Annotated in this window: 24 protein-coding genes and 1 pseudogene; 6 read left to right on the forward strand and 19 right to left on the reverse strand. The window is 39.0% G+C overall.

All coding sequences use genetic code 11. The features are described from left to right. Positions 1–23 precede the first annotated feature (23 nt). The gene (locus L656_RS0110795; protein ID WP_024599219.1) at positions 24–617 is read left to right on the forward strand and encodes a DNA-3-methyladenine glycosylase I; all 594 of its coding nucleotides are present in this window, start codon (positions 24–26) and stop codon (positions 615–617) included. 350 nt (positions 618–967) lie between these two features. On the opposite strand, the gene L656_RS0110800 is transcribed toward L656_RS0110795, so the two are convergent. Beyond that, positions 968–2404 carry a sigma-54 dependent transcriptional regulator gene (locus L656_RS0110800; protein ID WP_024599220.1) on the reverse strand — a complete coding sequence of 479 codons (1437 nt, stop codon included), beginning with the start codon at positions 2402–2404 and terminating at the stop codon, positions 968–970. A gap of 423 nt (positions 2405–2827) precedes the next feature. Here L656_RS0110800 and fliS point away from each other — a divergent pair, with 423 nt between their 5' ends. After that, positions 2828–3229 (forward strand): flagellar export chaperone FliS, encoded by a 402-nt coding sequence (fliS, locus tag L656_RS0110805; RefSeq protein WP_024599221.1) that lies wholly within the window; start codon positions 2828–2830, stop codon positions 3227–3229. Between the two features lie 8 nt (positions 3230–3237). Continuing rightward, on the forward strand, positions 3238–3552 hold the full coding sequence (locus L656_RS0110810) for a hypothetical protein (RefSeq protein ID WP_024599222.1): 315 nt from the start codon (positions 3238–3240) through the stop codon (positions 3550–3552). 96 nt (positions 3553–3648) lie between these two features. Here the strand turns inward: L656_RS0110810 and fliD are convergent, their stop codons facing one another. The 18 genes and pseudogenes from fliD to L656_RS0110900 form a co-directional block, all read right to left on the reverse strand. Further along, positions 3649–5088, reverse strand: a complete 1440-nt coding sequence (gene fliD, locus L656_RS0110815) for a flagellar filament capping protein FliD (RefSeq protein ID WP_024599223.1) — start codon at positions 5086–5088, stop codon at positions 3649–3651. A 67-nt stretch (positions 5089–5155) separates the two neighbouring features. Then, the gene (locus tag L656_RS0110820; protein WP_024599224.1) at positions 5156–5581 is read right to left on the reverse strand and encodes a flagellar protein FlaG; all 426 of its coding nucleotides are present in this window, start codon (positions 5579–5581) and stop codon (positions 5156–5158) included. Positions 5582–5736: 155 nt separating this feature from the next. After that, positions 5737–7179: a flagellin gene (locus tag L656_RS0110825; protein WP_231616788.1), complete on the reverse strand. Its 1443-nt coding sequence runs from the start codon at positions 7177–7179 to the stop codon at positions 5737–5739. A 134-nt stretch (positions 7180–7313) separates the two neighbouring features. Further along, the gene (locus L656_RS0110830) at positions 7314–8762 is read right to left on the reverse strand and encodes a tetratricopeptide repeat protein (protein WP_024599226.1); all 1449 of its coding nucleotides are present in this window, start codon (positions 8760–8762) and stop codon (positions 7314–7316) included. A 69-nt stretch (positions 8763–8831) separates the two neighbouring features. Next, on the reverse strand, positions 8832–10277 hold the full coding sequence (locus tag L656_RS1000000123615) for a flagellin (RefSeq protein WP_024599227.1): 1446 nt from the start codon (positions 10275–10277) through the stop codon (positions 8832–8834). A 277-nt stretch (positions 10278–10554) separates the two neighbouring features. After that, positions 10555–11808: a flagellar hook-associated protein FlgL gene (gene flgL / locus L656_RS0110840; RefSeq protein WP_024599228.1), complete on the reverse strand. Its 1254-nt coding sequence runs from the start codon at positions 11806–11808 to the stop codon at positions 10555–10557. Between the two features lie 2 nt (positions 11809–11810). Then, positions 11811–13814: a flagellar hook-associated protein FlgK gene (gene flgK / locus L656_RS0110845; RefSeq protein ID WP_024599229.1), complete on the reverse strand. Its 2004-nt coding sequence runs from the start codon at positions 13812–13814 to the stop codon at positions 11811–11813. A 1-nt stretch (position 13815) separates the two neighbouring features. Next, the gene (gene flgJ / locus L656_RS0110850) at positions 13816–14832 is read right to left on the reverse strand and encodes a flagellar assembly peptidoglycan hydrolase FlgJ (RefSeq protein ID WP_024599230.1); all 1017 of its coding nucleotides are present in this window, start codon (positions 14830–14832) and stop codon (positions 13816–13818) included. Positions 14833–15004: 172 nt separating this feature from the next. Continuing rightward, entirely contained in the window at positions 15005–16099 is a 1095-nt protein-coding gene (locus L656_RS0110855; protein WP_024599231.1) for a flagellar basal body P-ring protein FlgI, read from the reverse strand. An 11-nt stretch (positions 16100–16110) separates the two neighbouring features. Then, the gene (gene flgH, locus L656_RS0110860) at positions 16111–16794 is read right to left on the reverse strand and encodes a flagellar basal body L-ring protein FlgH (RefSeq protein WP_024599232.1); all 684 of its coding nucleotides are present in this window, start codon (positions 16792–16794) and stop codon (positions 16111–16113) included. A 16-nt stretch (positions 16795–16810) separates the two neighbouring features. Then, positions 16811–17599, reverse strand: coding sequence for a flagellar basal-body rod protein FlgG (gene flgG / locus L656_RS0110865; RefSeq protein WP_002959420.1), 789 nt, complete (start codon positions 17597–17599; stop codon positions 16811–16813). A 21-nt stretch (positions 17600–17620) separates the two neighbouring features. Beyond that, positions 17621–18364, reverse strand: coding sequence for a flagellar basal body rod protein FlgF (locus L656_RS0110870; RefSeq protein WP_007581863.1), 744 nt, complete (start codon positions 18362–18364; stop codon positions 17621–17623). A 157-nt stretch (positions 18365–18521) separates the two neighbouring features. Then, on the reverse strand, positions 18522–19892 hold the full coding sequence (gene flgE / locus L656_RS0110875) for a flagellar hook protein FlgE (protein WP_024599233.1): 1371 nt from the start codon (positions 19890–19892) through the stop codon (positions 18522–18524). A 59-nt stretch (positions 19893–19951) separates the two neighbouring features. Then, a pseudogene (locus L656_RS01000000122185) lies at positions 19952–20625 on the reverse strand (flagellar hook assembly protein FlgD). A 13-nt stretch (positions 20626–20638) separates the two neighbouring features. After that, a complete protein-coding gene (gene flgC, locus L656_RS0110885; RefSeq protein ID WP_010553247.1) occupies positions 20639–21070 on the reverse strand; it encodes a flagellar basal body rod protein FlgC in 432 nt (143 codons plus the stop codon). A gap of 5 nt (positions 21071–21075) precedes the next feature. Further along, positions 21076–21483: a flagellar basal body rod protein FlgB gene (flgB, locus tag L656_RS0110890; protein ID WP_010553246.1), complete on the reverse strand. Its 408-nt coding sequence runs from the start codon at positions 21481–21483 to the stop codon at positions 21076–21078. Positions 21484–21628: 145 nt separating this feature from the next. Beyond that, positions 21629–22459, reverse strand: coding sequence for a CheR family methyltransferase (locus L656_RS0110895; protein WP_024599234.1), 831 nt, complete (start codon positions 22457–22459; stop codon positions 21629–21631). Between the two features lie 20 nt (positions 22460–22479). After that, entirely contained in the window at positions 22480–23412 is a 933-nt protein-coding gene (locus L656_RS0110900) for a chemotaxis protein CheV (protein WP_007581858.1), read from the reverse strand. A gap of 140 nt (positions 23413–23552) precedes the next feature. Here L656_RS0110900 and flgA point away from each other — a divergent pair, with 140 nt between their 5' ends. The 3 genes from flgA (at position 23553) to flgN (ending at position 25081) form a co-directional block, all read left to right on the forward strand. Next, the gene (gene flgA, locus L656_RS0110905) at positions 23553–24260 is read left to right on the forward strand and encodes a flagellar basal body P-ring formation chaperone FlgA (RefSeq protein ID WP_024599235.1); all 708 of its coding nucleotides are present in this window, start codon (positions 23553–23555) and stop codon (positions 24258–24260) included. Positions 24261–24336: 76 nt separating this feature from the next. Further along, positions 24337–24657, forward strand: a complete 321-nt coding sequence (gene flgM, locus L656_RS0110910; RefSeq protein ID WP_002959436.1) for a flagellar biosynthesis anti-sigma factor FlgM — start codon at positions 24337–24339, stop codon at positions 24655–24657. Then, positions 24650–25081: a flagellar protein FlgN gene (gene flgN, locus L656_RS0110915; protein ID WP_024599236.1), complete on the forward strand. Its 432-nt coding sequence runs from the start codon at positions 24650–24652 to the stop codon at positions 25079–25081. The genes flgM and flgN overlap by 8 nt, the downstream gene beginning before the upstream one ends. The last annotated feature ends 106 nt before the right edge of the window (positions 25082–25187 follow it).

Here is a 25187-nt window from a genome sequence, read left to right on the forward strand (position 1 = left end):
GACGCACGCAAAAAGGAATAATAATGAGTGAGCAAATAAAGTGCCGTTGCCCGTGGCTCGACACCGCTAAACCCGACTACGTTATTTACCATGATGAAGAATGGGGCGTCCCCCTTTATGATGATACAAAGCTGTTTGAATTTATCACGCTTGAATCCGCGCAAGCCGGCTTAAGCTGGTACACAATTTTAAAAAAGCGCAGCGGTTATAAAAAAGCATTTGCTAATTTTGATGTAAAAAAAGTAGCCCAATTCACACAAGATGACATTGAGAGATTAATGCTTGATGAGGGTATTGTGCGCAATCGCTTAAAAATTTCGGCAACTGTTAACAACGCAAAGCGCTTTATAGAAATACAAAATGAATTTGGAAGTTTTAGTAACTACCAATGGCAGTTTGTGGGTAATAAGCCGATTATAAGTAATTTAAATAACATTGAAGACTACCCAGCAATTACAGAGGCATCAACCGCATTTGCTAAAGATTTAAAAAAACGGGGTTTTAAGTTTTTAGGCCCTACAACGGTTTACGCTCATATGCAGGCCTGCGGTATGGTTAACGATCACAGTAATGATTGTTTTAGAAAAGAAGAAATTATTAAAGCTTTTAGTGGGTAAGTGATTTATAACCACAAAAGTAATTTGTTCACAAAGAGGTTAAGAGACGCTGCGCTCTAGATAAGTAAAGCGTAAGTTGACTATGGCTTCTCATTTACCCTCGTTTTTTCTCTTTGTAAAATAACGTTTTAATTAAGTGATTAAAAGAAGTGATTAAAAGTCTTGTTTTTCACGCGTGCAAGTCTAGCGTAACAACAAAAGTAAAAACCGTGTAGGTGCGAATTTACTTCGCGCTCTTGCTAATATTTTTAAGTAAAGTGCGGTATAAAACCGCACCTACAAAACGAGGGGTTATTTATCTACTGTGTTTGGCCAATTTATAACTAAACACTGACAGCTGCTTTTAAACCTTAATCCCGTGATAGATTATACTTTTTCATTTTCTCAACGAGTGTGGTTCTGCGTACACCTAATATTTCTGCAGCGCGAGCTACAACATAATCATAGCGCTCTAGAGCTTGGGTTATTAAGCTAATCTCAAGCTCTGCTAAATAATCTTTAAGTTCAATACCATCATCAGGCAATAGCCCACTACCCGTTTGGCTAAACTCAGCGTCTGGCTCAGTTTCGTAATCACTAAAGCCTGTACTAAATATGTCGTTAAAGGCGTCTTTTTCCATTAACTCTTCGGGGTATTCAGGCTCGTAGGCTTCAACTTCAATGTAACGATATTTATTAGGTAAATCGGGAATATCGACCACTTTTTCAGGAAACATAATAACCATACGCTCCACTAAGTTAGCAAGCTCACGAATATTACCAGGCCAAGTATGTTCTTTTAAGCTCTCAACTGCTCGCTCTGTAAACTTAGCGGTAGAACCTGTTTGGTCGTTAACACGGCGCATTAGCTCTTTTAAAAGCAGCGGAATATCATCAGCTCGCTCACTTAGCGATGGGTTTTCGATAGGAAATACATTTAAGCGGTAATATAAATCTTCCCTAAAACTGCCCTCTTCAATCATTGTTTCTAGGTTACGATGCGTGGCCGCAATAACGCGTACATCAGCCTGAATAGCCTTTGTACCACCAACACGCTCGTAGCTGCGTTCTTGCAATACTCGCAGCAATTTAACTTGCATTTGCAGTGGCATATCGCCTATTTCATCTAAAAATAGCGTCCCACCTTGAGCTAGTTCAAACCGCCCTTTACGAGCCGATATAGCACCAGTAAACGCGCCTTTTTCGTGGCCAAATAGTTCACTTTCGAGCAGTTCTGCCGGAATAGCACCACAGTTAACTGGTACAAACGGTCCATTAATACGCTTTGAAAGCAAGTGTACATTACGGGCAACCACTTCTTTACCTGTGCCTGATTCGCCTAAAATTAAAACATTGGCGTCGGTTTTTGCCACTTGTTCAATTAAAAAGCGAACATCTTTTACGGCCTCTGTTTCACCAACTAGCCCGTCAAAGGTTTTGTGTGGTTTAGTATGCTTATGCTCATTAGGCAGCATACGCTGATACTGCTGACAATCGTGAAGTAACTGCGTTGTCACTTCGTGATTAAATGGCTCGCAAATAAGCCCCACCACATTAGCTATACTCAATAATGGTTTTAGCGTTTCACCAATTAATAAAAACGGTAATGTTGGATAGCGTTTAATTAAGCTTTCGTGGTCAAGTGATTGCAACGCTCCTAAAATAATCATGCATTCTTGCTGCTGATATTTTTTGCATTCTTGTTCAAAGCAGTCTTCGCTTAATAGTTGTACAGCTTCACCAATAAAGCCAAGTGAAGCATTTAATCCTATTGCGCGGTTGTTATTATTATCTAAAATCAAGATCATATTTAGCGAGCCGNATTTGTATAATTAGTTAAATTGTAAGCCAGTTCAGCATGGATGCAAGTGATAGCGGCAGTTTTTTGACATAAACGCCAAAAAACAGGCGGGCTAGTTAAGTCAATCATACTTAATAGTTAATCATTAAGTATGAGTTATAGTTTTAACTTAGCCGTTACTTAACTATTACCTAACTATAACTTAGTCCTAAAAATTAATTTACTCGGCAATAAAAATGCTATTGTTAGTAAATAAACTCAATTATAAATTTAAGTTGAAGTTACAAATGCCGATACATAGATAAGTGAAAATGCTTGGCATTAATATTGCTTTGTTCTTATAAAAGTATAAAAGCTTTATTGATTTTTTATATAAATTTTTATAATAGCTTTCACATAATTTTATCGTTTTAAATTTTAGGATTTTCCCATGGCTCATGTCTCAGTAAAAAAATACGGTCAAGTTCGTGCTAGTAGCATTGCCGAAATGGCCCCTTACGAACAAATAAACCTTATATTCAGTAATATCATCGGTCGCTTAGCAGCAACAAAAGGGTTTATTGAGCGCAAAGAAATACAAAAAAAAGGTGAAAATATTTCAGCCTGTGTTTTATTATTTGGCGCACTGCAAGACGCACTTAATTTAGAAGTAGAGCAAGACCCTAGTATTTCTAACAATTTATTGGCACTTTACGATTACTGCCAACGCCGTTTAACGCAAGCGAACATAAATAACGATATTGAAGCTATTATTGAAGTATCAAGTATTGTTAAAGAAATTAAAGAAGGCTGGGATAACATCCCGCTAGATCAACGCAGCCCTGCGGTTTAATTTCAATTATGGACTCGCCAACATCTTCAGAGCAACTAACAAACAGCTCTGAGCTCATACAAACGTTGCTTAGTAAAATTGAAGTCTTAGTAAATGATGATAATGCAGATGAAGCTCAGCCTCTTTTAGACACTTTAAATACTGAACTAAAGCAATGGTGCGAAAGCAGCGACGGCCCAAGTGCGGAGGAATTAGAATTAATTCAGCTTCGTATCAATACTATTTTAGTAAAAGCGAATGGTGCAAAAAACGAATCATCTAAAGCTATTATTAAACATAAAAAATCAGATAAGGCGATTAAAGCTTATAAAGCAAGTCGCTAAAATCTACTCAAATAGAAAACACAAAAAAACCGTTTTAAATAACGGTTTTTTTGTGTTTTCTTAATTTAGCTATTAATTTAATATTACATTTATCTACTAAGAGTTATCTCTTACTACGCCTGGCATATTCTCTAATTGAGCTTGAACATAACTGCTGGTGTTATTAAGGCTCGCCACTAATAAATCCATCGCATTATATTGAGCATATAATCGAGAAGATAGCGACTCCATTTTACTGGCAAGATCCAAGCGATCATCATCTAAATCATCAAGTTGGTTCGTTTTACTGTCTATTCGGTTTTGGATAATACCGTCAGAATCTGTATAAAAGCTCATTAGCTCATCGAAGGACTGAGCAAAACCACCTTCATCTTCATCTGTGCCAATAAAAAACTGTTGCACCAGATCTACATTAGAGTCTATTTGCTCATCCAATGTTTCTGTATTTAGGGTTAAAACACCGTAGCGATCTGTTTCAACACCTAATTGCGAAAGTGATAACGAATTACCATCACCTAAGTCAATTGACTCGGTGATTTCACTACGGAGCTTTGACATAACACCACGAAGCAGCGAATCACCAGCCATGACACCTACACCATCAGTACTAGACGCACCTAAATTTTTACTAAGTTCAAGCAGATCATTGTAACTTTCAATGAAATTCTCTAGCCCAGATTTTATATTATTGTTATTTTCGGTAACCGATATATCACTAATGTCGTCGTCAACATCATGTAATTTTTTAGCTGTTATATCCACGCCATCAATTACATTACTAAATTCATTAGTATTGCTTGATACAGTTAACGTGCCATCAATCGTTATTTGTGCGTTTTGCGCAGCGTTTACTTCAGTAAGATTAGTAGTGTGATTAGCTGGGTCTGCGTCTGATACATCATAAGCTAACCGAGATAGGCCACCTGTATCAGTATTATTACCGTCATCGTCTTGTACAGTTATTGTAATTGCGTTGTCTTCGCCGGTTTCTTTACTTGTAAGCACTAAATGCTGACCGGTATCGCTGGTTATTATAGTTGCAACAACAGAATCATTGCTATCACTGCCAGTAAAAGGGCCGTTATTAATTTGGTCTCGTAAATCTTCTAACGTGTTTGTAGCCGATAAAACCGTAGAAAAACTATTTGTGCCAGAACCTATCGTAATTACGCCAGCACCAATTGCTTCGTCTGCTGCAAATGCAGGGGATGATAACTTATGAGCTTGCGCTAATGCATCCACTTTTACGTTGTAGCTACCTGGTTGAGCGTCTTGATCTGCACTAATTGATATAAAATCATCATTGCCAGATGCTGTTCGCTTTTGATAGTTATCACTATCGCCCAATGCTTCCATTGACGTTTGCACTTTTTCGAGCGCAGACTTAAGTGCGCCTACAGCTGAAATATCAGTTGTTAACTTGCCTTCTCTTGTATTTAATCGAGCTTCAGCAGGTGCTTGTTCTGCATTTACTAGTGCATCAACAATATCTGATACTGCTAATCCAGAACCTAAACCAGTAAACGAAATAGCCATACTTCACCTCTTCAATACTTAAAAATAAACCAGCTAACTTTTATAAGTTAACACTTATAGGTGCTTACTAAACTGTTTGATCAATTAAAATACCTGCAGATTCAGACAATTTAGAAACCAAACTCAAAACTTCCTCAGAAGGATATTGCTTAATAACTTCGCCACTGTTTTTATCAAGCACTTTGATTACATCGCGACCTGAATCTTCATCAACTTTAAATTGTAAACTTCGGTTCATTTCACCCATAAAATCCTGCAATTGTTGCGCCATTTGTTCTAGTTGTTCGCGCTCTAACGGCTGAGCTTTTTCATCTTGATTGTTATTTTTGTATTGGTTTTGCTGTAATTTTTGTTGATTTTGCGCTTCCGTCTGCTTTACATCATCAATCGCTCGCTCAGTTAAAGAGTGAGCAGCTTGCCCTACTTGCTTATCATCACCAGCAACGGGGGTCGGTAATGTTGTAATTTCTGCGTTTGAAGTAATTGTATTCATAACAGATTCCTATTTTTCACTTAATTAAACCAACAATAGCTTAGTTTATATTCTTAAACCACAAAAGGAGGTAGCTAAAGCCACCTCCTTTTTTAAATACTAATACTGACTTTATGTATTAGTTAGCTAACCATTAAGCTATTACTTTTAGCTTATTAACCTAATAAGCTAAGTGCTGCCTGTGGTAACTGGTTCGCTTGCGACAAGATTGACGTACCCGCTTGTTGCAATATTTGGTTTTTCGTCATCTCTGCGGTTTCAGTTGCAAAGTCTGTATCTTGAATACGACTACGCGAAGCCGACACATTTTCTTCAATGTTTGCTAAATTACTTATGGTGTAATCAAAGCGATTCTGAAGCGCACCTAAACTAGCTCTTTGAGAGTCTATTTCAGCTAATGCACCGTCAATGATATCTAAAGCATCTTGCGCTCCAGATGTTGTTCCTAAATTAACCTCTCCAACGTTAACGCTATTAGAAACTGCGGCAGTGGTTGACTCAATAGAAGCATCGGCGCCTAAGACAGCAAATGACTCAGTTGAGTTTAATTTAATCGAACCAGATACAACACCTTCAGTTGAAGTAGCAGCTAAGGCCACACCAGCTAAAGTTTTTCCATCAGCTTCATAACCGCTAATAGCAGCTGTCATACCAGTCATAGCAGTTATTTTAATATCTTTACCGCTCTCATCAGTTAAAACTAAACCTTTAGTATCATCCACTGTAGCTGTAACACCATGTGAACCCGACTTTTCATTTACAGCTTCAGCAATTGAGCTATAGTCAGTTGTACTTGATGTGGTAGCTGATATAGTTGAACCGTTTAACGAAAATGACACTGCACCAGAGCCAATTATACCATTTATACCTGCAATTGTTCTTGCGTCAGCAACAATTCCTGTATCTGATGTTTTAGCATTAATATCATTAGCAAGCGATTCTGCAGTTTGTGCTAGCCCAGTAGCAAATGCTGTTGCTTTACCATCCTTACCTGTCAGTGTAACTGCTGGAGAAATTGCTGTAACTCCATTAGCTGTACCACTAGCATTGGCAGCTCCTAATGCAGTACCTGCAAGTATAGACTGATTAGTGCCAATGTCAGAAGCAGCTATACTACCTAAACTCATAGAGATTGTTTCGTTAGCATTAGCGCCTACTTGGAAACTTTTTGTTCCAAAACTACCGTCTAACAGATTTTGTGAACCAAAAGATGTTGTGTCTGAGATACGTGTTAATTCAGTTTGCAATGCACTAACTTCTTTTTGTAAAGCTTCTCTATCTGAGTCTGAGTTTGAACCGTTAGCTGACTGGAGTGCAAGCTCTCTCATGCGTTGCAATATATCCGTTGATGCTGACATTGCACCTTCAGCAGTCTGTGCCATTGAGATGCCATCGTTCGCATTTCGTTGTGCTACACCCAAACCATTTACTTGTGATGTTAAACGGTTTGAAATTTGAAGGCCTGCCGCATCATCTTTCGCGCTATTAATACGCATACCTGATGATAGACGTTCCATTGAAGTCGCTAAGTCTGAACCTGATTGAGAAAGGTTACGTTGAGCGTTTAATGAAGATACATTTGTGTTTACTGAAATCATAATAAAACTCCTGATTACTTTCGTAATATTGCTGTTTTGATTTAACCAAGAGCTGTCACAATTATATGTTCAAGCTCCGTACTGATTAAGTTAACGGCAGTCTGAAGAATTACTTTAATATTTTTTTTATTTTTTTATACTTCGCTCAACAATTCAAAAAGTTTTGGTAAAGTTTCAGGCTTAACATGCACATAATCGTTGTGGTACTTTAAATTACTAACACCATTGTTATTCGTAAGCTTGTATACATCTAAGAATGGAATTTCACTTTTCTTACACTGTAAATAAAGCTGATGATTAAAGTGAAAAACTAAATTTTTGAACTCCTCTGCTTGCTCTTTTGTTAGCCCTTCGACAACTAAGGGATGCGGTGAAGGCACACCATATATAATGAGTGAATATTCTCTAAGGCTTGCTGCATTATTAAGTATAGCTATATATTTTTCCAACATATCATCAATAATAGAAAGCGGGTTTTTATTATATTTAACGCTGTATTTTAAAACTCCTTCATTTATTCTGCAGTCAATCTCACCAAACCCAAGTGCTAAGGTACTTCCTTTGGGCAAATTGCTCAACAGAACATTTAGGCTAGCCTTGCATTTATGTTCATCATTTTTAGTAAAGTGGAATATTTTAGCGCCAGTAATAAAAAGAGACTTTATTTTGTGCTTTTCATTTTCGTGTTCAACTGTAATACCATTTGCTGAAAAACCATGGCTTTCAGAAATAAAATAAATAGTGGGTAATTCATTAGCCTCATAGACTTGTCGGTTTGTTTGCCTATATCGATATAAATACTTGAGTAAGTTATGAAACACTCGATGGTTTTTCAAATTTATGTTCTCTGAATTTATCCGATGGATCATTTCACTCAAAGCGAGCGCTTCTAGCCCTTCATCATCATTACCGGAAAGCCAAAATAAAATAGCTTTCCCTATCAATAGCTCACATAACTGAAAGTCATTTAACTGATGATTTATCAAGCCTAAATCGGCGAACTCCAGAGCATCTTGATAACGGTGTAAAAACATAAAGTTATTAAATATATGAAAGTATACGATTGACTGGCTTGGATCTAATTCTAAAACTTTTAATTGTACATTAAGGGCTAATTCAAATAGCCCTCGTTCGCTGAATAGCACTCCTAAATTTAAATAGTACTCTGCTTTACTTGGCTCACATAAGACTGCCTTGTTGTAATTCTTTTCCGCGCCAATATAGTCGCCTAATTTACGTTGTACGTTTGCTAGATTATTTAACGCGTCGCCATAAGCATTATTAATATTAATTGCTTTTAAATAAGTACTTTCAGCTAATTTCAATTGACCCATATCACTATAGACATTAGCTAAATTGTTAACACTTTCAACATGCTGTGGATTCTTAGTTATAACTTTATTAAATAACTCGATAGCTTCATCAAACCTTTTCATTCCATGAAGTGTAAGTGCCATTAATTGTAAAGCATCAAATAGTTTAGGATTTTTTTTTAATAATTTTTTTAAAATTTCATTCGCCGAATCAAATTTTTTTTGCTTATAAAGTACAGAAGCCTTATTTAGCTTTTCTTTAATTCCCATAACGTCTCCATATAAAAAAGAAGGCTCTATATTGGAGCCTTCTTATTACGTCAAATAATAAACTAAACTCTAACCGCCTAATAAACTAATTGCAGCTTGTGGTATTTGGTTAGCTTGAGAAAGAATTGAAGTACCGGCCTGTTGTAATATCTGATTTTTTGTCATTTGTGCTGTTTCAGTAGCAAAATCAGTATCTTGAATTCTACTACGCGACGCTGATACATTTTCTTGAATATTTGCAAGATTACTAATTGTATGGCCAAATCTGTTTTGAATTGCACCTAAGCTAGCCCGTTGAGAGTCTATTTGTGAAAGAGCTCCGTCAATAATATCCAGCGCATCTTGCGCTCCTTTTGTTGTTCCTAAATTAATAGTACCAACATCAACGCTCGCGGACACTTGTGCCCCTGTAGGCTCGATTACAACATTAGCACTAGCAACTGCAAATGATTCAGTAGAATTCAATTTAATAGAACCTGCAACTGTTGCTGAGGTTGCTGTGGCCAACACAGTGGTACTCGCTGTTTTTCCGTCGTGCTCAACGGCGCGAATAGATGCTGTAGCACCAGTTAATGCTCCAATTGTAATGTCTTTTCCACTTTCATCGGTCAATACAAGACCTAACGTTTCATCAACAGTAGCTGTAACGCCATGCGCACCTGATTTTTCATTTACAGCTTCTGCAATAGAAATATAATCAGTCTGACTAGATGTTGTTGCTGTAATTGATGATCCATTCAATGTAAACGAAGTAGCTCCAGATGCACTTAATGTATCTATTGCGACTACGGTTCTTGCATCTGCTGTTACGCCTGTATCCGTAGTCTTTGAGTTAATTAAGGTAGCGAGAGTATCTGCTCCATCGTTTGCTGTAGTGGCAAATGCTTTAGCTTGCCCGTCTTTACCTGTTATAGTTACAGCTGGGCTTAATGTAGTTACTCCATTATTACCAGTACCAGTAACAGCAGCACCTAAACCGGTCCCTGCTAGAGTTAATTGATTTGTTCCTATATCAGTGGATGCAATACTACTTAAGCTCATTGAAATAGTCTCATTTGCATTAGCACCAACTTGAAAGCTTTTAGTCCCAAACGAGCCATCTAATAGCTTTTGAGAACCAAATGATGTTGTATCTGAGATACGAGTTAACTCGGTTTGTAAAGCGCTTACCTCTTTCTGCAACGCTTCTCTATCAGAATCTGAATTAGAACCATTCGCAGACTGCAATGCCAGTTCTCGCATACGTTGTAATATATCAGTCGAAGCTTGCATTGCACCTTCAGCCGTTTGCGCCATTGAAATACCATCATTAGCATTTCTCTGAGCAACTGCTAGTCCATTTACCTGTGAGGTTAAGCGGTTTGAAATTTGTAGGCCGGCGGCATCATCTTTTGCGCTATTAATACGCATGCCCGATGATAAGCGTTCCATTGAAGTAGCTAAGCCTTCGCCAGATTTAGTTAAGTTACGTTGTGCGTTTAGTGACGACACATTAGTATTTACTGTTAATGCCATTTTACCATCTCCTAGGTTTAAACAGAGTGTGGTTCAACACGATTTAACAGGAACCACTGTTCGATAATTTCTTACAATAAGAAAAGCATTTACTGTGCCAACTTTAATTTATTTTTAAGTTGTTGTTTTTAATTGGAAATATATAATTTATTGAATTGTAAATAAATAGTGAAGTTATTTTAGAAGGGAGTGACATTTTTTTGCCGCGGTTTTGTAGCCGATTTTTGCCGCAAAGTATTGCCGCTTTAAAGTGGGTAAAGCGGCAAGGTATTTCTGCTTATAAGTAATCAAATAACGAGAGGTTAGTTAAACGGCCAAAAGTGGCTTGCGATGCTTGCAGTGCCGTTTCTTGTTTGGTTAGTTCGCTAATAGCTTCTGCCATATCAACTTCAACTAAGTTAGAGCGATTACTTTTATTTTGAATATCGAGTGCTAAGTTTGAATCGCTTACTCTTTCAAGTGCGTTCATACGTCCACCTAAACTTGCTTGGGTAAACACAACTTGCTCGCTGGCGTTTTGTAATTGCACTAAGCCATCAGCAAGTACTTGCTGAAAGTCATCACCCTCAAGTGTGCCGTCATTTAAACCTGTAATAAGCGATTGCAACGTATTAAGTACGTTTTCTTTGCCTGGTTTTTCAAGTCTAAAATCGAGTTGGCCTGGTGCTGTGCCTTCAAATTCAATTTTCATACCTGCAAAATCGATAGACTCATCAGTAACTTCGCCTGTTACTGCAGGGATTAGTGCTGCGCCGTCTCGGTATATTTCGTATGTTTGTGGATCTGTTGCCGTAGCACCTGCGCTTACTAATACACTATATGTATTTGCAGTTGCTAGAGCTGTTGGGTCTGCGTTGTAATTTGCTTGATGAAACTTATCAAACTCAGCTTGGCCGTCAACATATACACTTGCCGCTGTAATAGAGCCTGAAACACTTGCCGTGTTAGATTCTACATTTAATCGCGCGTTAGTTTTTTCAAACGTATCAAAGCCGTTATCACTCGCTTTAATTGATACCCCTTCAGCTATAGTTATTTGGTGCTGGCCTTGGTCGCCATTATAGGTGTACTCACCCGCCGCAGAATCAAACTGATAAGGCTGCGTGCTGTCTTGATATCCTGAAAATATGAATTTTCCGTCTTCTGATCGAGTGTTCATTAAGTTAGCTAGCGTTTGTTGAATACCACTAAGCTCTGATGCAATCGATTTTAAATCGTCTTTAGTGTACGCACCATTACCTGCTTGAATAGTGAGTTCTTGCGCTTGTTGAATATTACTATTTATACTTTGTAATACGCTTTCTTCAGTTTCTAGGCGGCCATTTAGCTGATCGATATTTTTAGTGTATTGCTCATTAGTTTGTATTTTATTTGAATACAGCATAGCTTGCGAAATAGCAGCTGGCGCTTCTGAGGTGGTTAAATACTTTTCACCTGTTGTTACTCGCTCTTGAGCATTTGCAACACCTTGTTGGTTGTCGAGTATTTTATTTATGTTGTTTTGGTACATTAAATTATTTGATAAACGCATAATTACCTCGCCGCATTTAATAAGGTGTCAAAAATTTCTTGAGCTGCTGCTAAAACTTGTGCTGATGCTGAATATGATTGTTGAAAACGCAGTAAATTTGCGGCCTCTTCATCAAGGTTTACACCAGATAGTGATTCATACCATGCCTCAGATTGCTGTGCTAAAGCGTCAAATGCAGCCCCACTTGTGATTGCTTGGCCAGTTATAACACCTATATCACTCACTAATCCTGAATAAGCTTGGTTGAACGTTTTATGGTTATCGGCCGTTGCTGTTGTTTCTACGTTTAAGCGTACTAACTCACCATTTTGTAAATCAGCTAATTTTAAACCATTACGGTTATCGTCAAAACCGCCTTCGTTAAACTCAAGTGTAAAGGTGTCGCCTGTTGCGGGTGTGCCTTCTATATCAAAATCGAATCCGTAGGTATCAAATGGAGCACCCGCTTGCGATAACATTCCTTTTGCAGGAGGCGTAATAGTAAAAGTATTCGTTCCGCTATTATCAGTAATTTGATATTCGTTAGCATTACCTGTTTTAACAAGCGTTATTTCACCGTTCGTTAAGCTTGGTGTTGAAGTAAAACCACCGGAGGTAACACTTGTTACTTCTCCGGCTGAAATAGTAGCGGTACCTATATTATCTATACTGTTTGCTGTACGAATAGGTGATGCTAATGCTAAATCTTCTGCGCGCCCTGTTGCAAGTGTAATACTTGAAGCGGCATCTGAATTAAGTTTTATTTGAAACTGATCGCCTTCAACACCTGCCCCAGATACATTTACTTGAAGACCAAATGATTCGCCTGAGGTTATAGTCGATGAATCAATAACACCTGACGATATATCAGCAAGTGAAGGCTGCCCTAACGGATCGCCTTTGTTATCTATAGGCTGAATACTTACTTCGTTGGCATTGCCTGTATAGGTAATAATAAAGTCACTGGCAGGAAGTTCACTGCCTTTACCTGGCTCTACCGTTGCAGTCATACCTGCAGTGCCCGTGTTAGCTTGATACGCATAAGCGCCAACGGTAGGTATATTAAAAATATTACCCCCTAGCTGACCTGTTGCATCCATACCGAGTTTGTTTTGTTCGTTAAATGCATCAGCTATCGCTAAGCCCATTTGACCAATTTGGTTTTGCGCAGGGACTAATATGTCATCTCTAAAAGCAAGTAAGCCGCCAATTTTTCCTTTAAGCTTACTTACATCAACTTCAAGCGGCACTGCTTTGCCACCATTAACGTCAAGCGTGAATTCTTTAAAGTTAGGATCAGGATCCCCTGTCATCGAAAATAAGTTAAATGCGCCATTTTGCATAACAACCGCTTCGCCTGTGCCCATAAAAACGAGTTTTTCGCCATTTGGACCATCAAGCGTTTCTATGTCTATTAGCTCTGATAAGTCGCGTATTGCTTTATCTCGTTCGTTATAGGTAGAGCTCGCATCTGCGGCATTATTAGTGCCATTAACTGCTGCAATATTTTGATTTAGCGTACTAATACTTTGAATGAGTGAGTTTGCTTCATCTGAAAATATTTCGAGCTGCTCGTTTACTATACTTTTTTGATCAAGCACGATGCCCGAAAGCCTATCCATTTGCTCAATTAAGCTTTGCGCATCTGTCATTACTAATGAGCGAGCAACGGTAGACGACGGCTGATTTAGCGCTTCTTGTACATTATTAAATAAAGAGTTAATACCAGTCGAAAGGTTATTCGACTCTTCAGAAAAAATAGTATCAACTCGATTAGCCTCAGTAATAAACTGATCGAAAAACGATTTATTAGAGGTGTCACGATTTAGCTGTGACTGAGCAAACTCGTTTAATAATCGGTATGTTTCGCCTCGCCCTACTTGGTTATCAACCATAGTAGTAAACTCTGTACGCTCGCGCACATAGCCTTCGGTATTAACATTGGCGATATTTTTACTTGTCGTTTGCAGTAGCTCCGAACTTGCTCTAACCCCAGAACTGGCAATGTTTAATAAATTAAACGACATGTTACTCTACTCCTTGGCGGATCACGTTTGCCGCAATGTCTTTTAGCTGGCTGCTATTGAGCACTTTTTTTATTTTGCTGGCATAATTTGGATCGGTTGCATAACCTGCTTTTTGTAATGAATCTAAAAAGTCATTTGGTTTTGCAGTATTTTGTAATGCTTCTTTGTAGCGTGGGTTTTGCGTTAAAAAATCAACGAAGTCGTTCACGCTATCTTTAATTGAATCGTAGGCTCTAAAGCTGGCTTGTTTTTTAACGGGTGTACCTTGCTCAAACTCAAGCGTTACTTTGCTTGCTTTGTCGCCTTCCCAGCTTTTATCTGACTTAATATTAAATAAGTTGTTTGAGCTGCCACCGTCACTTTTATTAATAATGTGTTTACCCCAACCGGTTTCAAGTGCCGCTTGTGCAACCATTACAGCTGGGTTTAAACCAATTTTTTGCGCTGCAGTTTTAGCGTGTTCCCACACTGAACTTACAAACTCTTCTGCATTTTTAAATGTTGGGCTATCGGTTTTAGACCCTGCAGTATCGACTTTAGGCTCAGCAATATCGGCTTTAGTGTTATTAACGATAAGATCGGATTGCTTATTTTTTTGCTCATGAGGAAGAGCAGATCCCACTTGTGTATCGCTAAAAATATCGTTGGTTGTTCTAAGCACCGAGCCTGGCATAAAGTTTTTAGACTCAGGCGATAACTGCTGAACAATTAAATCGGCAAGGCCTAATGAGCCATTTGAAGAAAGCTCTGTTGAAAGTTGCTGGTCGTGCATTTCTTCAAAAAACTTTACGCCACTTGAATTAAATGGGCTGTCTTTGTCTTCAAATGCTTCGTTAGCTTTGCGCATTCCTTTGAGCAGCATTTGCGTAAAAATAGCTTCAAATTGTGCGGCCGCTTTTTTGAGCGCAGCTTTAGATGCATCAGTTGATGCATCGCCACTGGTTAAGGCTTCTTTACGAAGTGAATCTAAGTTGCCTAAATCAAAAAAGTTTTGTTTATCGAGGTGATTAGTTTCCATCGGCTTTTTGACACAAAATGAATAATGCAGTTAAAAATGCAAAAATTGAGCCACTACCGATAAAACGAGGGAGATAAAAATAATAAACTTAAGTTGCTGTAAATAAAAAGCCCTATATCTTGTTTCAAAAATATAGGGCTTAAGTAATACGTTATTTATTGGCTTGAGTTATTTATATAACAACTAACTGTCCGTTAATTGCGCCGGCTTCTTTTAGTGCTTCTAAAATAGCCATTAGATCACCAGGCGCTGCGCCTACTTCGTTAATTGCGCGAACTAAATCGTCAAGGCTTACACCTGGATTAAATACAAAGGCGCGCGAGTCATCTTGATTTACATCAATAATGCTCTGCTGCGTGACAACAGTATCACCGTTTGCTAGCGGGTTTGGTTGTGACACGTTTTGTTGTTCTGCAATTGTTACTGTTAAGCCACCGTGAGTTATAGCGGCAGGCTGAAGCTTAACGTTTTTACCAATGACAATTGTACCAGTGCGCGAGTTAACTATAATTTTAGCGGCCATATCAGCTGGCTTAAACTCTAAGTTTTCGAGTGTCGATAAGTACGATACACGTTGGGATGCATCGCGTGGAGCTATAACACGAATAGAAACAGAATCAATTGCCTGTGCGCTATTTGGGCCAACTAAGTCATTAATTGTTTTTTCTAGGCGTTTTGCCGTTGTAAAGTCTGGGCGGTTTAAATTAAAAGTAATGTAATCGCCTTGCATAAATGGGCTTTCCACGGCGCGCTCAACTGTAGCGCCATTTGGTATACGACCAACTGTAGGGGTGTTAATTACAACTCTACTACCATCAAGGCCTTGTGCGCCTAAGCCACCGACAATTAAACTACCTTGTGCAATTGCGTACACGTTACCGTCTACACCTTTTAAAAAAGTTTGTAGTAAAGTACCGCCACGTAAGCTGCCTGCACTACCAATAGAAGAAACCGTAATATCGATTGCTTGCCCAGGCTTTCTAAATGCAGGTAGTTCTGCATGCACCGCCACAGCGGCAACATTTTTAATTTTAGGACTTTGAGTTGAAGGTAGCGTAATACCAAAGCTGTTCAACATGCCTCTAAAACTTTGTTGTGTATATGAGTTTTGCTCGCCAGTGCCCGGTAAACCAACCACTAAGCCATAACCAACTAGCTGGTTAGAGCGTACGCCTTCAACCATAGACACATCTTTTATGCGCTCAGCACTGGCAGTAAAATGCCAACCTAATAACACAACTAAACATAAAGCTTTAAGGCTATTCATGTTGTTACCCTCTAAAATGGAAACAGCGAACTGCTAAAGAAACGTGTAAGCCAACCAGGACTTTGCGCTTCTTGCGTTTGCCCTTTACCTGAGTATTGAATACGTGCATTAGCAATACGGTTTGATTCCACCGTATTATCGGCACTTACGTCTTGAGGGCGTACGAGCCCTTCTAAACGAATAAACTCTTCGCCGGTATTAAGCGTTAGCCATTTTTCACCGCGTATAACTAAATTACCGTTAGGTAAAACGCGCATTACATTAACCGAAATATCGCCCACTAAGCTGTTTGACTGGTTTGACTTTGAATCGCCTGTAAACGACGAATCGCTGCCAATACCAAACTGAATGCTATCGCCACCTATATTGACAGGTAGGCCACCTAATCCAATAACGGGGTCTAAGCTTGCCTCAGTTTCTTTGTCTGTTTCTGTTTTGGCGGCTTTTGTTGCTTGAGTAGACTCTTGCAACTTAACCGTGATTATATCGCCAGTACGTAGCGCTTTTTTATCAGAATATAAGTCGTTTGATGTATGAGTATTAAACAATGAACCTGTGGCTACCAGCGGCTCTAAAATAGGCTCGGGGTACATAGGAGCGTAGTAAGGGTCGTCCTGCACTACTTCACTATTTTGCGTAGACATACAGCCACTTAAAAATAATGTGCCCGCTGCAAATAAAATAATATTACGCATAATTCCCCCTACTCTATTAAAGCTGTTGATTGATGTAACTCATCATTTCGTCAACGGCCGAAATTACTTTTGAGTTCATTTCGTAAATACGCTGAGTTTCAATTAGGTTTACGAGCTCTTCAGTTACATTTACGTTTGAAGTTTCAAGTGAGCCTTGAATAATGCTCCCTAACCCTTCAACACCCGGGTTACCTTGTACCGGTGCACCACTTACAGCGGTTTCGGTATAAAGGTTTTGACCAATTGGCTCAAGGCCTGATGGATTAATAAAGTCACTAATTGTTAGCTGACCAATTACAACGTTATCGGCTTGCCCTGCAACACGTACAGATACTTCGCCGTCTTGCGAAACCGTAATTGATTGCGCGTCATCAGGTACATTCATTTCTGGCTGAATAACGTAACCAGCGCCCGATGTAACAATTCGTCCATCGCCATCGGTAGTAAACTGACCATTGCGCGAGTAAGCAATATTGCCATCTGGTTGCAGTACTTCAAAAAAGCCTTCACCAGAAATCATCCAATCTAGTGAGTTTTCGGTGGTCAACATGTTGCCTTGCGTAAACTCTTTTTGGTTAGCTACAACTTTAGCACCCGCACCTAACATTAAACCCGACGGCATTTCGGTATCTTGCGATGAACGACCACCTGGTTGATTAATATTTTGATAAAGTAAATCTTCAAATATAGCGCGGCTTTTTTTGTAACCTACGGTACTCGCATTCGCTAAGTTATTTGAAATAACCGATATATCGGTTTGTTGAGCGTCTAGCCCAGTTTTACTGATCCACAATGCTGGATTCATAATCGTGTCCTCACTTTAAAGTTAAACTATGCGTAATAACTGATCTTGACGCTCGTCAATTTCTTCAGCTGTTTTCATTAATTTCACTTGTAATTCGAATTGGCGCTGGTGGCTTATCATGTCGACCATTTCATGAACAGGGTTCACATTCGACATTTCAAGCGAACCACTTAAAACTTTTACATTGGCAGAGGTATCTACTGTTACATTTGCTTTTGGTCTAAATAAACCATCGTTACCTTTTTCGAGCTGTGAGCTATTTGCTTCTACCACTCTAAGCGTATCTATTTCTTCTAAAAAGTTAGCGGGAGCGCCCTGTGGTCGAACTTGAATAGCGCCATCTTGGCTAAACCCTATTTTTTCGACTGGGACGGGTAAAATAACAGGTCCACCTTCGCCAATAACTTGACGACCGTGGCTGGTTACGAGCATGCCTTGAGCAGTAACGTTTAACGTACCCACTTTTGTGTAAGCTTCATTACCGGAGGCATCTTGCACAGCAAGCCATGCGTTATCGCTCATCGCGATATCTAAGTCGCGCCCGGTTTGAACAATGCCACCCGATACCATGTTAGAACCCGGACGCTCTTGCATTGAAAATACACGGGTAGGCAAACCTTCGCCAAACGCTTGCATAGAACGCGCCTGCGCAAAGTCGGCTTTAAATCCTGTTGTATTTGCATTCGCCAAATTATTGGCTTTAAGCGCAAGCCCTTGCAGGCTTTGCTTAGCGCCAGAGGCTGCAATGTAGACCATTTTGTCCATAGTATCGACTCACATAAAAAATCTCTGAACTTATAAATGCAAAATAGGTGCCAGATTAAATTTGACGCAACATTGAGAGGTATTTAGAAAGGCTTACAAAGAGGACTTATAAAAAAGGCTGCAAAAATGCAGCCTAATATATTCAATGGGGTTTAACTTATCGAATCTGCAAAATACTTTGCTGAATTGTTGAGTTAACTTCAAGCGCACGTGAGTTTGCTTGGTAATTACGCTGCGCAGTAATTAAGTCTACAAGCTCATTAGTAAGGTTAGTATTTGATTGCTCAAGTGCTGATGAGTTAATTCCACCAAACGTACCCGAACCAGCTTCACCCGCTACAGGTTCACCTGAATCAATACTTTGCTTCCAACTTGTATCACCCACTTGTGATAACCCTTGTGAGTTTGGAAAACGTACCATAGCCACTTGGCCTAAAAATGTTGAGTCGCCATTACTGTAAGAAGCAACAATTTTACCGTCTGTGCCAATATCAATTCCGGCTAAACGACCAACTGTTGAGCCATCTTGATCGAGTGCTTTTACTTCAAAACCACTTGAATACTGAGTTGGGATACGTCCTGCCGTGTTATTTTCATCGCGCCAGTTAAGCTCAATACCAGTACCTGGGAAAGTTGCACCATTGTCTAGTAATGTTGATAAACCAGCACCAGAACCCGCTGGCAGTAGTATTTCATCAAAAGTAGTTGTATTTGTATTTGTCACACCACCTGTTGTTGATGGCAAACCACTTGAGTTAAAACCTAGGGTAGTCAGTGGTGTATAAGGTGTCGTTGTTTGTTCTCCACCAGTTGTGCCATCAACTACTTTGCCATCGAGTGTTGCGTATACTTCCCAACTGTTATCTGTACCACCTGCTGCGGCATCATCTTCTTTAGCAAAAAAGTATTGTAAGATGTGCGGCTCACCTAAAGAGTCATATACTGTTGTTGACGTAGATGAGTTATAAGTACCACTAGACGTAGGGTCAAAATCTAGACCTGATGGATCCGCCGTTGCATCTAAGTTAAACGACAAAAATACATTTTCTGTTGCGCGAGGAGAACCAGACGAATCAGGGATTTGAATTGGATCAGTTGTGCTCAAACTTACCGACGTTGTATCACCTGTAGATGAATCAACTGGGAATGCTTGTAAAAAGTTACCTTTTGCGTCAACCATAAAGTTATCTTGGTTAAGCTTAAATGCACCCGCACGTGTATATGTTAAATCTTGCGAAGATAAATCGTCGGTCATCGCAAAATAACCTTCACCAGTGATTGCTAAATCAAGTGAGTTATTTGTAAATTGCAGTGAGCCTTGGTGAAACTGCTGCGCAACCATGGTTGTTTGCACACCGTCACCATTTTTAGTCTTACCAGAGCTAAATACTGATGAAGCGTAAACATCGGCAAACTCAGCGCGTGACTCTTTAAAACCTGTGGTATTAACGTTTGCAATATTATTTGCCGTTACGTCTAAATCTTTTTGCGCGGCAGCAAGGCCGGTTAATGCAATATTGAAGCTCATAATTCACCTCTAACCTGTTAGTCTGTGGCCTGCTAGCAGGCGAAAAATACTAAAATTTATTACGCGATTTCTGCTACATCTGTCAGCCTAACCGCACCTTCTTTAGTGTTAATAATTATGCCACTTGAGCCATTAATATTAACGCTTTCAATGTTTTTAAATGTAGCAATGGGCAAGCTTGAAAATTCGCCGTCAGTGCTTCCTTCAGCGGTTACTGAATATTCACCTTCAGGTAAACGCTCACCGGCTTCATTTTTGCCATCCCACGCAAAGCGAACTGCACCTGCTGATTGAGAACCCATATCAATAGTTCTCACTAGCTGACCCGATGCATCTGTCACTTTAATTTTTAAGTTATCAACGGCTTCTTCTNCGAGCCTCTGGCATCACCCGTTTCATTTAAATCTAAGGTGTTTGACTCAAGTAAAGCTTGCTTGCCAACAAGTGTTGATGCTTGCAATGCTGAATTTGATGTCATAGATGACGCTAAGCTATCAAAATTTGAATTTAAATCGCTGATCCCTTGCGCCATTGTAAAGCTCGTCATTTGAGCAATCATTTGATCGTTATCCGCAGGGTTACTGGGATCTTGAAACGATAATTGCTGAGTTAACAAAGAGAAAAAGTCTTCTTGTGTTAACGCATCACTCTCAGTATCACTGGTAGCAACTTGTTGCTCTTGCCAGCGTATAGAGTCTAAATAGGATGAAGATGTACTAATATCGTTACTCATAACCTACCCTCGGTTACCGCTGCCCTAGCAACAGTGTTTTACTTAGCATTTGCTTTGCTGCATCAGCAACTTGCACGTTTGTTTGGTAAGAACGAGAGGCAGAAATCATATTTGCCATCTCCTCTACAACATTAACGTTGGGTTTATAGATATAGCCATTTTCATCCGCACTTGGATGATTTGGGTTATATTCAATTTGTAATGGAGCATCGCTTTCAACAATGCCCAAAACTTTAACACCAACTGCGGAGCCCTGCTGGTTACTTGCTGATGCTGAAGCTTTTGTTAGCTCAGCCGCAAATACAGGTTGGCGCGCTCGGTACGTTTTGTCTTGAGATGAACTAATGGTATTAGCATTAGAAATATTACTAGCGGTGGTATTTAAGCGAACATTTTGTGCGCTCATACCCGAACCTGCAATATCGAAAACATTATATAAACTCATAATTTTTATCCTTGACTACCGAGAGCTTTATTCAGACCTTTGAATCTGCCGCTTAAAAATTGCAAGCTGGCCTGATACTCCATAGCATTCTGTGTATACAAGTTTCGTTCCACTTGTATATCAACCGAGTTACCATCGCCTGTATCTGATTGATTTGGCAAACGAAATGATTCAGAGCTGCCCATACTATGAGTACCTCCACCAATGTGTTTATCATTAGTTCTTACCATAGTATTGCCGCTTTGCTGGGTTGACCTTGCCGCTTTTAAAGCTGAGGCAAAGTCTATATCTTTTGCTTTATAGCCAGGCGTATCAGCGTTAGCTATATTAGTTGCAATTAATTCTGCTCGCTGTGAACGTATCAACATGGCTTGCGGATGCACACCTAATGCTTTATCAAAACTGATAGCCATAACCTTCTCCAAAAAATTGACTTACCCATGAATAAAGCAAAAAATAAGCCATTAATATTAGGAAGTGTTATATTTTTATAAGGTTATGTATCTAAATAGAAAAACGACGCTGAGGGCGTCGTTTAAGGGAAATGAATTAACTTAGTTATTTCTTTTGATAAATGATACCGGGGTTGCATCTAACCATATCATATTCAGTACTTAGCCCAGTTAGGGACTCTGACGCGCCTAAAAATAAATACCCTTTTGGGTTTAATGCTTGTGCAAACTGATTAATAATTTTAGCTTTTATTTCAGGCGCAAAGTAAATAAGTACATTACGGCAAAAAATAATATCAAACTTGCCCATTAACGCGTAAGAATCAAGCAGGTTTAGGTGCCTAAAACTAACTTGTTTTTTTATTGTATCGTTTACTTGTGCCATACCATTGCCGCTGTCTTTAAAAAACTTTTTACGACGCTCTGCAGATAACCCTCTGGCAAGTGCAAGCGCGTCATATTCTGCATTTTTACACATATCAAGCATGGTATTAGATATATCGGTACCAATAATTTGTGCCCCCATACGAAGCACACCTGGTTGCTTGGCGTTAAATTCAGCTACTGACATAGCTATTGAATAGGGTTCTTGTCCTGACGAGCTGGCAGCAGACCAAATTTTTAAAGGCCTCCTTAAGTCTTTAAACTCAGGAAAAAGCTTATTTTGGAGCAACTCAAATGGGTATTGATCTCTAAACCACAACGTTTCGTTTGTGGTCATTGCATCAACTACAGCGGCTCTTAATTGCCGCTCGTGAGGCCCAAGTGTTTTACTAACCAACTCTGACAAAGATCCCACATTAAATCGAGTCATTAACGGAGCAAGTCGGCTTTTAACTAAATACTGTTTATTTTCACCTAAAACAATGCCGCATTGCTGCTCTAAAAATGAACGAAACTGGTCGTATTCACTTTGCTGCAAATCTTTATTATTCAAGTTAGTAGCACCTATTTTTGTTAATCACAATGAACCCACTTTTTAACCGCTGTTGCTAATTCGTCTGGGTTAAATTTAGCAATAAAGTCATCAGCCCCTACTTTTTCAATCATCGCTTGGTTAAAAACACCACTCAGAGAGGTATGCAAAATAACATGCAAAGGTGCAAGTTTGGGATCTGCTTTTATTTCAGCTGTTAAGGTATAGCCGTCCATTTCTGGCATTTCAACGTCTGAGATGAGTAACGCTACCCGCTCAGTAATATCGTTTTTACAATCAAGCTCTGCTATTTCTTTTAATCTTATAAGTGCTTCTTTACCATTTTTGGCAAGCTCTGTTTGCACGCCTAACGGCTCTAGGGCACGTTTAACTTGATTACGCGCAACAGCAGAGTCGTCTGCAATAAATACGATACGTTCGCCTAAATCTTTTTGAATATCGCCACTTTGTGCAACTTCAGCACTTACTTCTGTGTTTACTGGGCAAATTTCGTTGAGAATTTTTTCTACATCGAGAATTTCCACTAATTCATTTTCGATTTCGGTCACTGCCGTTAAATATGAATAACGTCCGGCGCCTGATGGCGGTGGCATTATTTTTTCCCAATTCATATTTACAATACGTTCAACTCCGCCCACTAAAAACCCTTGTACAGAGCGATTGTATTCAGCAATGATTATGAAGCTGTCTTTAATGTTGTCGATTGGGCGCCCACCTACAGCCATCGATAAGTCGATTACTGAAATAGTTTGACCACGAATATGTGCAACACCACGAATATACGGATTAGATTTTGGCATGCTTGTTAGTGGAGGGCATTGCAGCACTTCTCTCACTTTAAATACATTAATACCAAAACGCTGACGCCCTCTGAGCTTAAATAAAAGTAATTCTAGGCGGTTCTGCCCAACCAACTGTGTGCGTTGGTTTACTGAGTCTAAAATGCCTGCCATTCAAATCTCCTAAAGAAAACAAATAATACGGAACGATAATTGCTTTCTATTTATAAAGCTACATAACATCGCGGGTGCGTCTACTTTTTGACGCAAAATATTTATACCCTGTTTGAAACCATAAGCATAGTCGAAACATTATGAGTTTGTTAAAAAAAATCAGAAGATACAGTGTTTTTTATTTTGTTACTAGCTTGTGCTTTGCATTCCCTTTGCACGCTAAAGTGTTTAGTAAAGACTTATTACAAGACATGGCCGTCACTTACATAGGTAAGCAGATTGGTACATTACAAAATACTAATATTCAATTAAGTGCACTGCCTTTAGATAGTCGCATCCCTGATCGTGTCTGTAATACTGAGCTTGAATTATCAACATCCGATGAGCCACCATTTAACCGCCAAGTAACCTTACAAGCCAAGTGCAATGATGCGCAAACGTGGACTCAATACGTTCATGTAAGAGTTGTTGAAATGGCTCCAGTTGTTGTTGCCACTGCTAATTTAACTCGTGGTGAAGTAATAACTAAATCGCATTTAAGTATTGAAATGAAACCAACTCACTTTGTACGAATTCAGTACTTAGATGACCCTACAATGCTAATAGGCAGCAGAAGTAAACGAAATATTAGAAGTGGTATGCCAGTATTACTAAACCAAATTTGTATGGTGTGCAAAGGTGACTCTGTTAATATTTACGCTAATCTCAGAGGCCTTAGAATTAAAACCACAGGTATTGCTTTAGAAGACGGTACTTTGGGCGAACAGATACAAATAAAAAACAAAAAATCAGGTAAAGTTTTAAATGCGCGAGTAGATGGTGTAGAGTCTGTTCAAGTGAATATTTAATTTAGATTTATACTAAAGTATCCCACGTATATGCCGATAACATGGCATAAGTTGGGTAATATACGGGTTTATTATTATGGTTAATCAAGTTAATGGCAGTAATCAACAAGCTAATGCGCTTACAAATGCAAAGCAGCAACAAGTTGATTTAAAAAAAGATAATGCTAATACACAAGCTGCTCAGGCTCCTTCGCCTAAAGCTGCTAGTGATTCTGTAAGTTTAACGCCGCAGGCACAGCAATTAAAAACGCTTCAAGATAAAGCGCAGCAATCGCCGGGCTTTGACAGCGATAAAGTTGCTGAGCTAAAAAAAGCAATAACTGAAGGTAAATACCAAGTGGACAGTGAAAAGCTTGCTAAAAACTTAGCTGATTTTGAGTTTAACGTATATGGCTGATCATAATAGTTTAATTAGCGTAAAACTAAACCAACAAGTAAGTTGTTTAGATTCTTTGCATACGCTATTAAACGACGAGCTTACTGCTATTGCCTCACGACGTGGTGCTGGTTTAAAAGAAATTGCCCAACAAAAAATGTCTTTTTTAACTAAGTTAAGTACTCTTGATAAAGAGCTAGGTAAGCTAATTGCTAGTAACGACTCACAAAACCCTGAAATATCTGAGCTAATAAGCCAAGTTAAAACTCAACTTGCGCAATGCCAAAAACAAAATAATGTTAATGCTCATGCTGCCCGCCAAGCGCAACTAAGTGTTAAACAATTAAAAGAGATATTAATTGGCGCACCAACGTCAATGACCTACGACCAAGCCGGTAAGTCTGTAAATACCGAGAGTAAACTGGTTCGTAATTTAAAAGCTTAAGCCCAAGATTTTACATTAAAAAAGCCTTATTGATTTATCAATAAGGCTTTTTTAATGTCCTTTATTCTTAAATTTCGTTATAAATAATATCAATTTTCTTAATAAT

Source organism: Pseudoalteromonas sp. TAE56 (assembly GCF_000497955.1).
GTDB lineage: Bacteria > Pseudomonadota > Gammaproteobacteria > Enterobacterales > Alteromonadaceae > Pseudoalteromonas.

What these genes read in the sequence shown, in the direction of transcription:
- L656_RS0110795 (WP_024599219.1), top strand. Translation starts at nt 24, where the DNA reads ATGAGTGAGCAAATAAAGTGCCGTTGCCCGTGGCTCGACACCGCTAAA.
- L656_RS0110800 (WP_024599220.1), bottom strand. Translation starts at nt 2,404, where the DNA reads ATGATCTTGATTTTAGATAATAATAACAACCGCGCAATAGGATTAAAT.
- fliS (WP_024599221.1), top strand. Translation starts at nt 2,828, where the DNA reads ATGGCTCATGTCTCAGTAAAAAAATACGGTCAAGTTCGTGCTAGTAGC.
- L656_RS0110810 (WP_024599222.1), top strand. Translation starts at nt 3,238, where the DNA reads ATGGACTCGCCAACATCTTCAGAGCAACTAACAAACAGCTCTGAGCTC.
- fliD (WP_024599223.1), bottom strand. Translation starts at nt 5,088, where the DNA reads ATGGCTATTTCGTTTACTGGTTTAGGTTCTGGATTAGCAGTATCAGAT.
- L656_RS0110820 (WP_024599224.1), bottom strand. Translation starts at nt 5,581, where the DNA reads ATGAATACAATTACTTCAAACGCAGAAATTACAACATTACCGACCCCC.
- L656_RS0110825 (WP_231616788.1), bottom strand. Translation starts at nt 7,179, where the DNA reads ATGATTTCAGTAAACACAAATGTATCTTCATTAAACGCTCAACGTAAC.
- L656_RS0110830 (WP_024599226.1), bottom strand. Translation starts at nt 8,762, where the DNA reads ATGGGAATTAAAGAAAAGCTAAATAAGGCTTCTGTACTTTATAAGCAA.
- L656_RS1000000123615 (WP_024599227.1), bottom strand. Translation starts at nt 10,277, where the DNA reads ATGGCATTAACAGTAAATACTAATGTGTCGTCACTAAACGCACAACGT.
- flgL (WP_024599228.1), bottom strand. Translation starts at nt 11,808, where the DNA reads ATGCGTTTATCAAATAATTTAATGTACCAAAACAACATAAATAAAATA.
- flgK (WP_024599229.1), bottom strand. Translation starts at nt 13,814, where the DNA reads ATGTCGTTTAATTTATTAAACATTGCCAGTTCTGGGGTTAGAGCAAGT.
- flgJ (WP_024599230.1), bottom strand. Translation starts at nt 14,832, where the DNA reads ATGGAAACTAATCACCTCGATAAACAAAACTTTTTTGATTTAGGCAAC.
- L656_RS0110855 (WP_024599231.1), bottom strand. Translation starts at nt 16,099, where the DNA reads ATGAATAGCCTTAAAGCTTTATGTTTAGTTGTGTTATTAGGTTGGCAT.
- flgH (WP_024599232.1), bottom strand. Translation starts at nt 16,794, where the DNA reads ATGCGTAATATTATTTTATTTGCAGCGGGCACATTATTTTTAAGTGGC.
- flgG (WP_002959420.1), bottom strand. Translation starts at nt 17,599, where the DNA reads ATGAATCCAGCATTGTGGATCAGTAAAACTGGGCTAGACGCTCAACAA.
- L656_RS0110870 (WP_007581863.1), bottom strand. Translation starts at nt 18,364, where the DNA reads ATGGACAAAATGGTCTACATTGCAGCCTCTGGCGCTAAGCAAAGCCTG.
- flgE (WP_024599233.1), bottom strand. Translation starts at nt 19,892, where the DNA reads ATGAGCTTCAATATTGCATTAACCGGCCTTGCTGCCGCGCAAAAAGAT.
- flgC (WP_010553247.1), bottom strand. Translation starts at nt 21,070, where the DNA reads ATGAGTTTATATAATGTTTTCGATATTGCAGGTTCGGGTATGAGCGCA.
- flgB (WP_010553246.1), bottom strand. Translation starts at nt 21,483, where the DNA reads ATGGCTATCAGTTTTGATAAAGCATTAGGTGTGCATCCGCAAGCCATG.
- L656_RS0110900 (WP_007581858.1), bottom strand. Translation starts at nt 23,412, where the DNA reads ATGGCAGGCATTTTAGACTCAGTAAACCAACGCACACAGTTGGTTGGG.
- flgA (WP_024599235.1), top strand. Translation starts at nt 23,553, where the DNA reads ATGAGTTTGTTAAAAAAAATCAGAAGATACAGTGTTTTTTATTTTGTT.
- flgM (WP_002959436.1), top strand. Translation starts at nt 24,337, where the DNA reads ATGGTTAATCAAGTTAATGGCAGTAATCAACAAGCTAATGCGCTTACA.
- flgN (WP_024599236.1), top strand. Translation starts at nt 24,650, where the DNA reads ATGGCTGATCATAATAGTTTAATTAGCGTAAAACTAAACCAACAAGTA.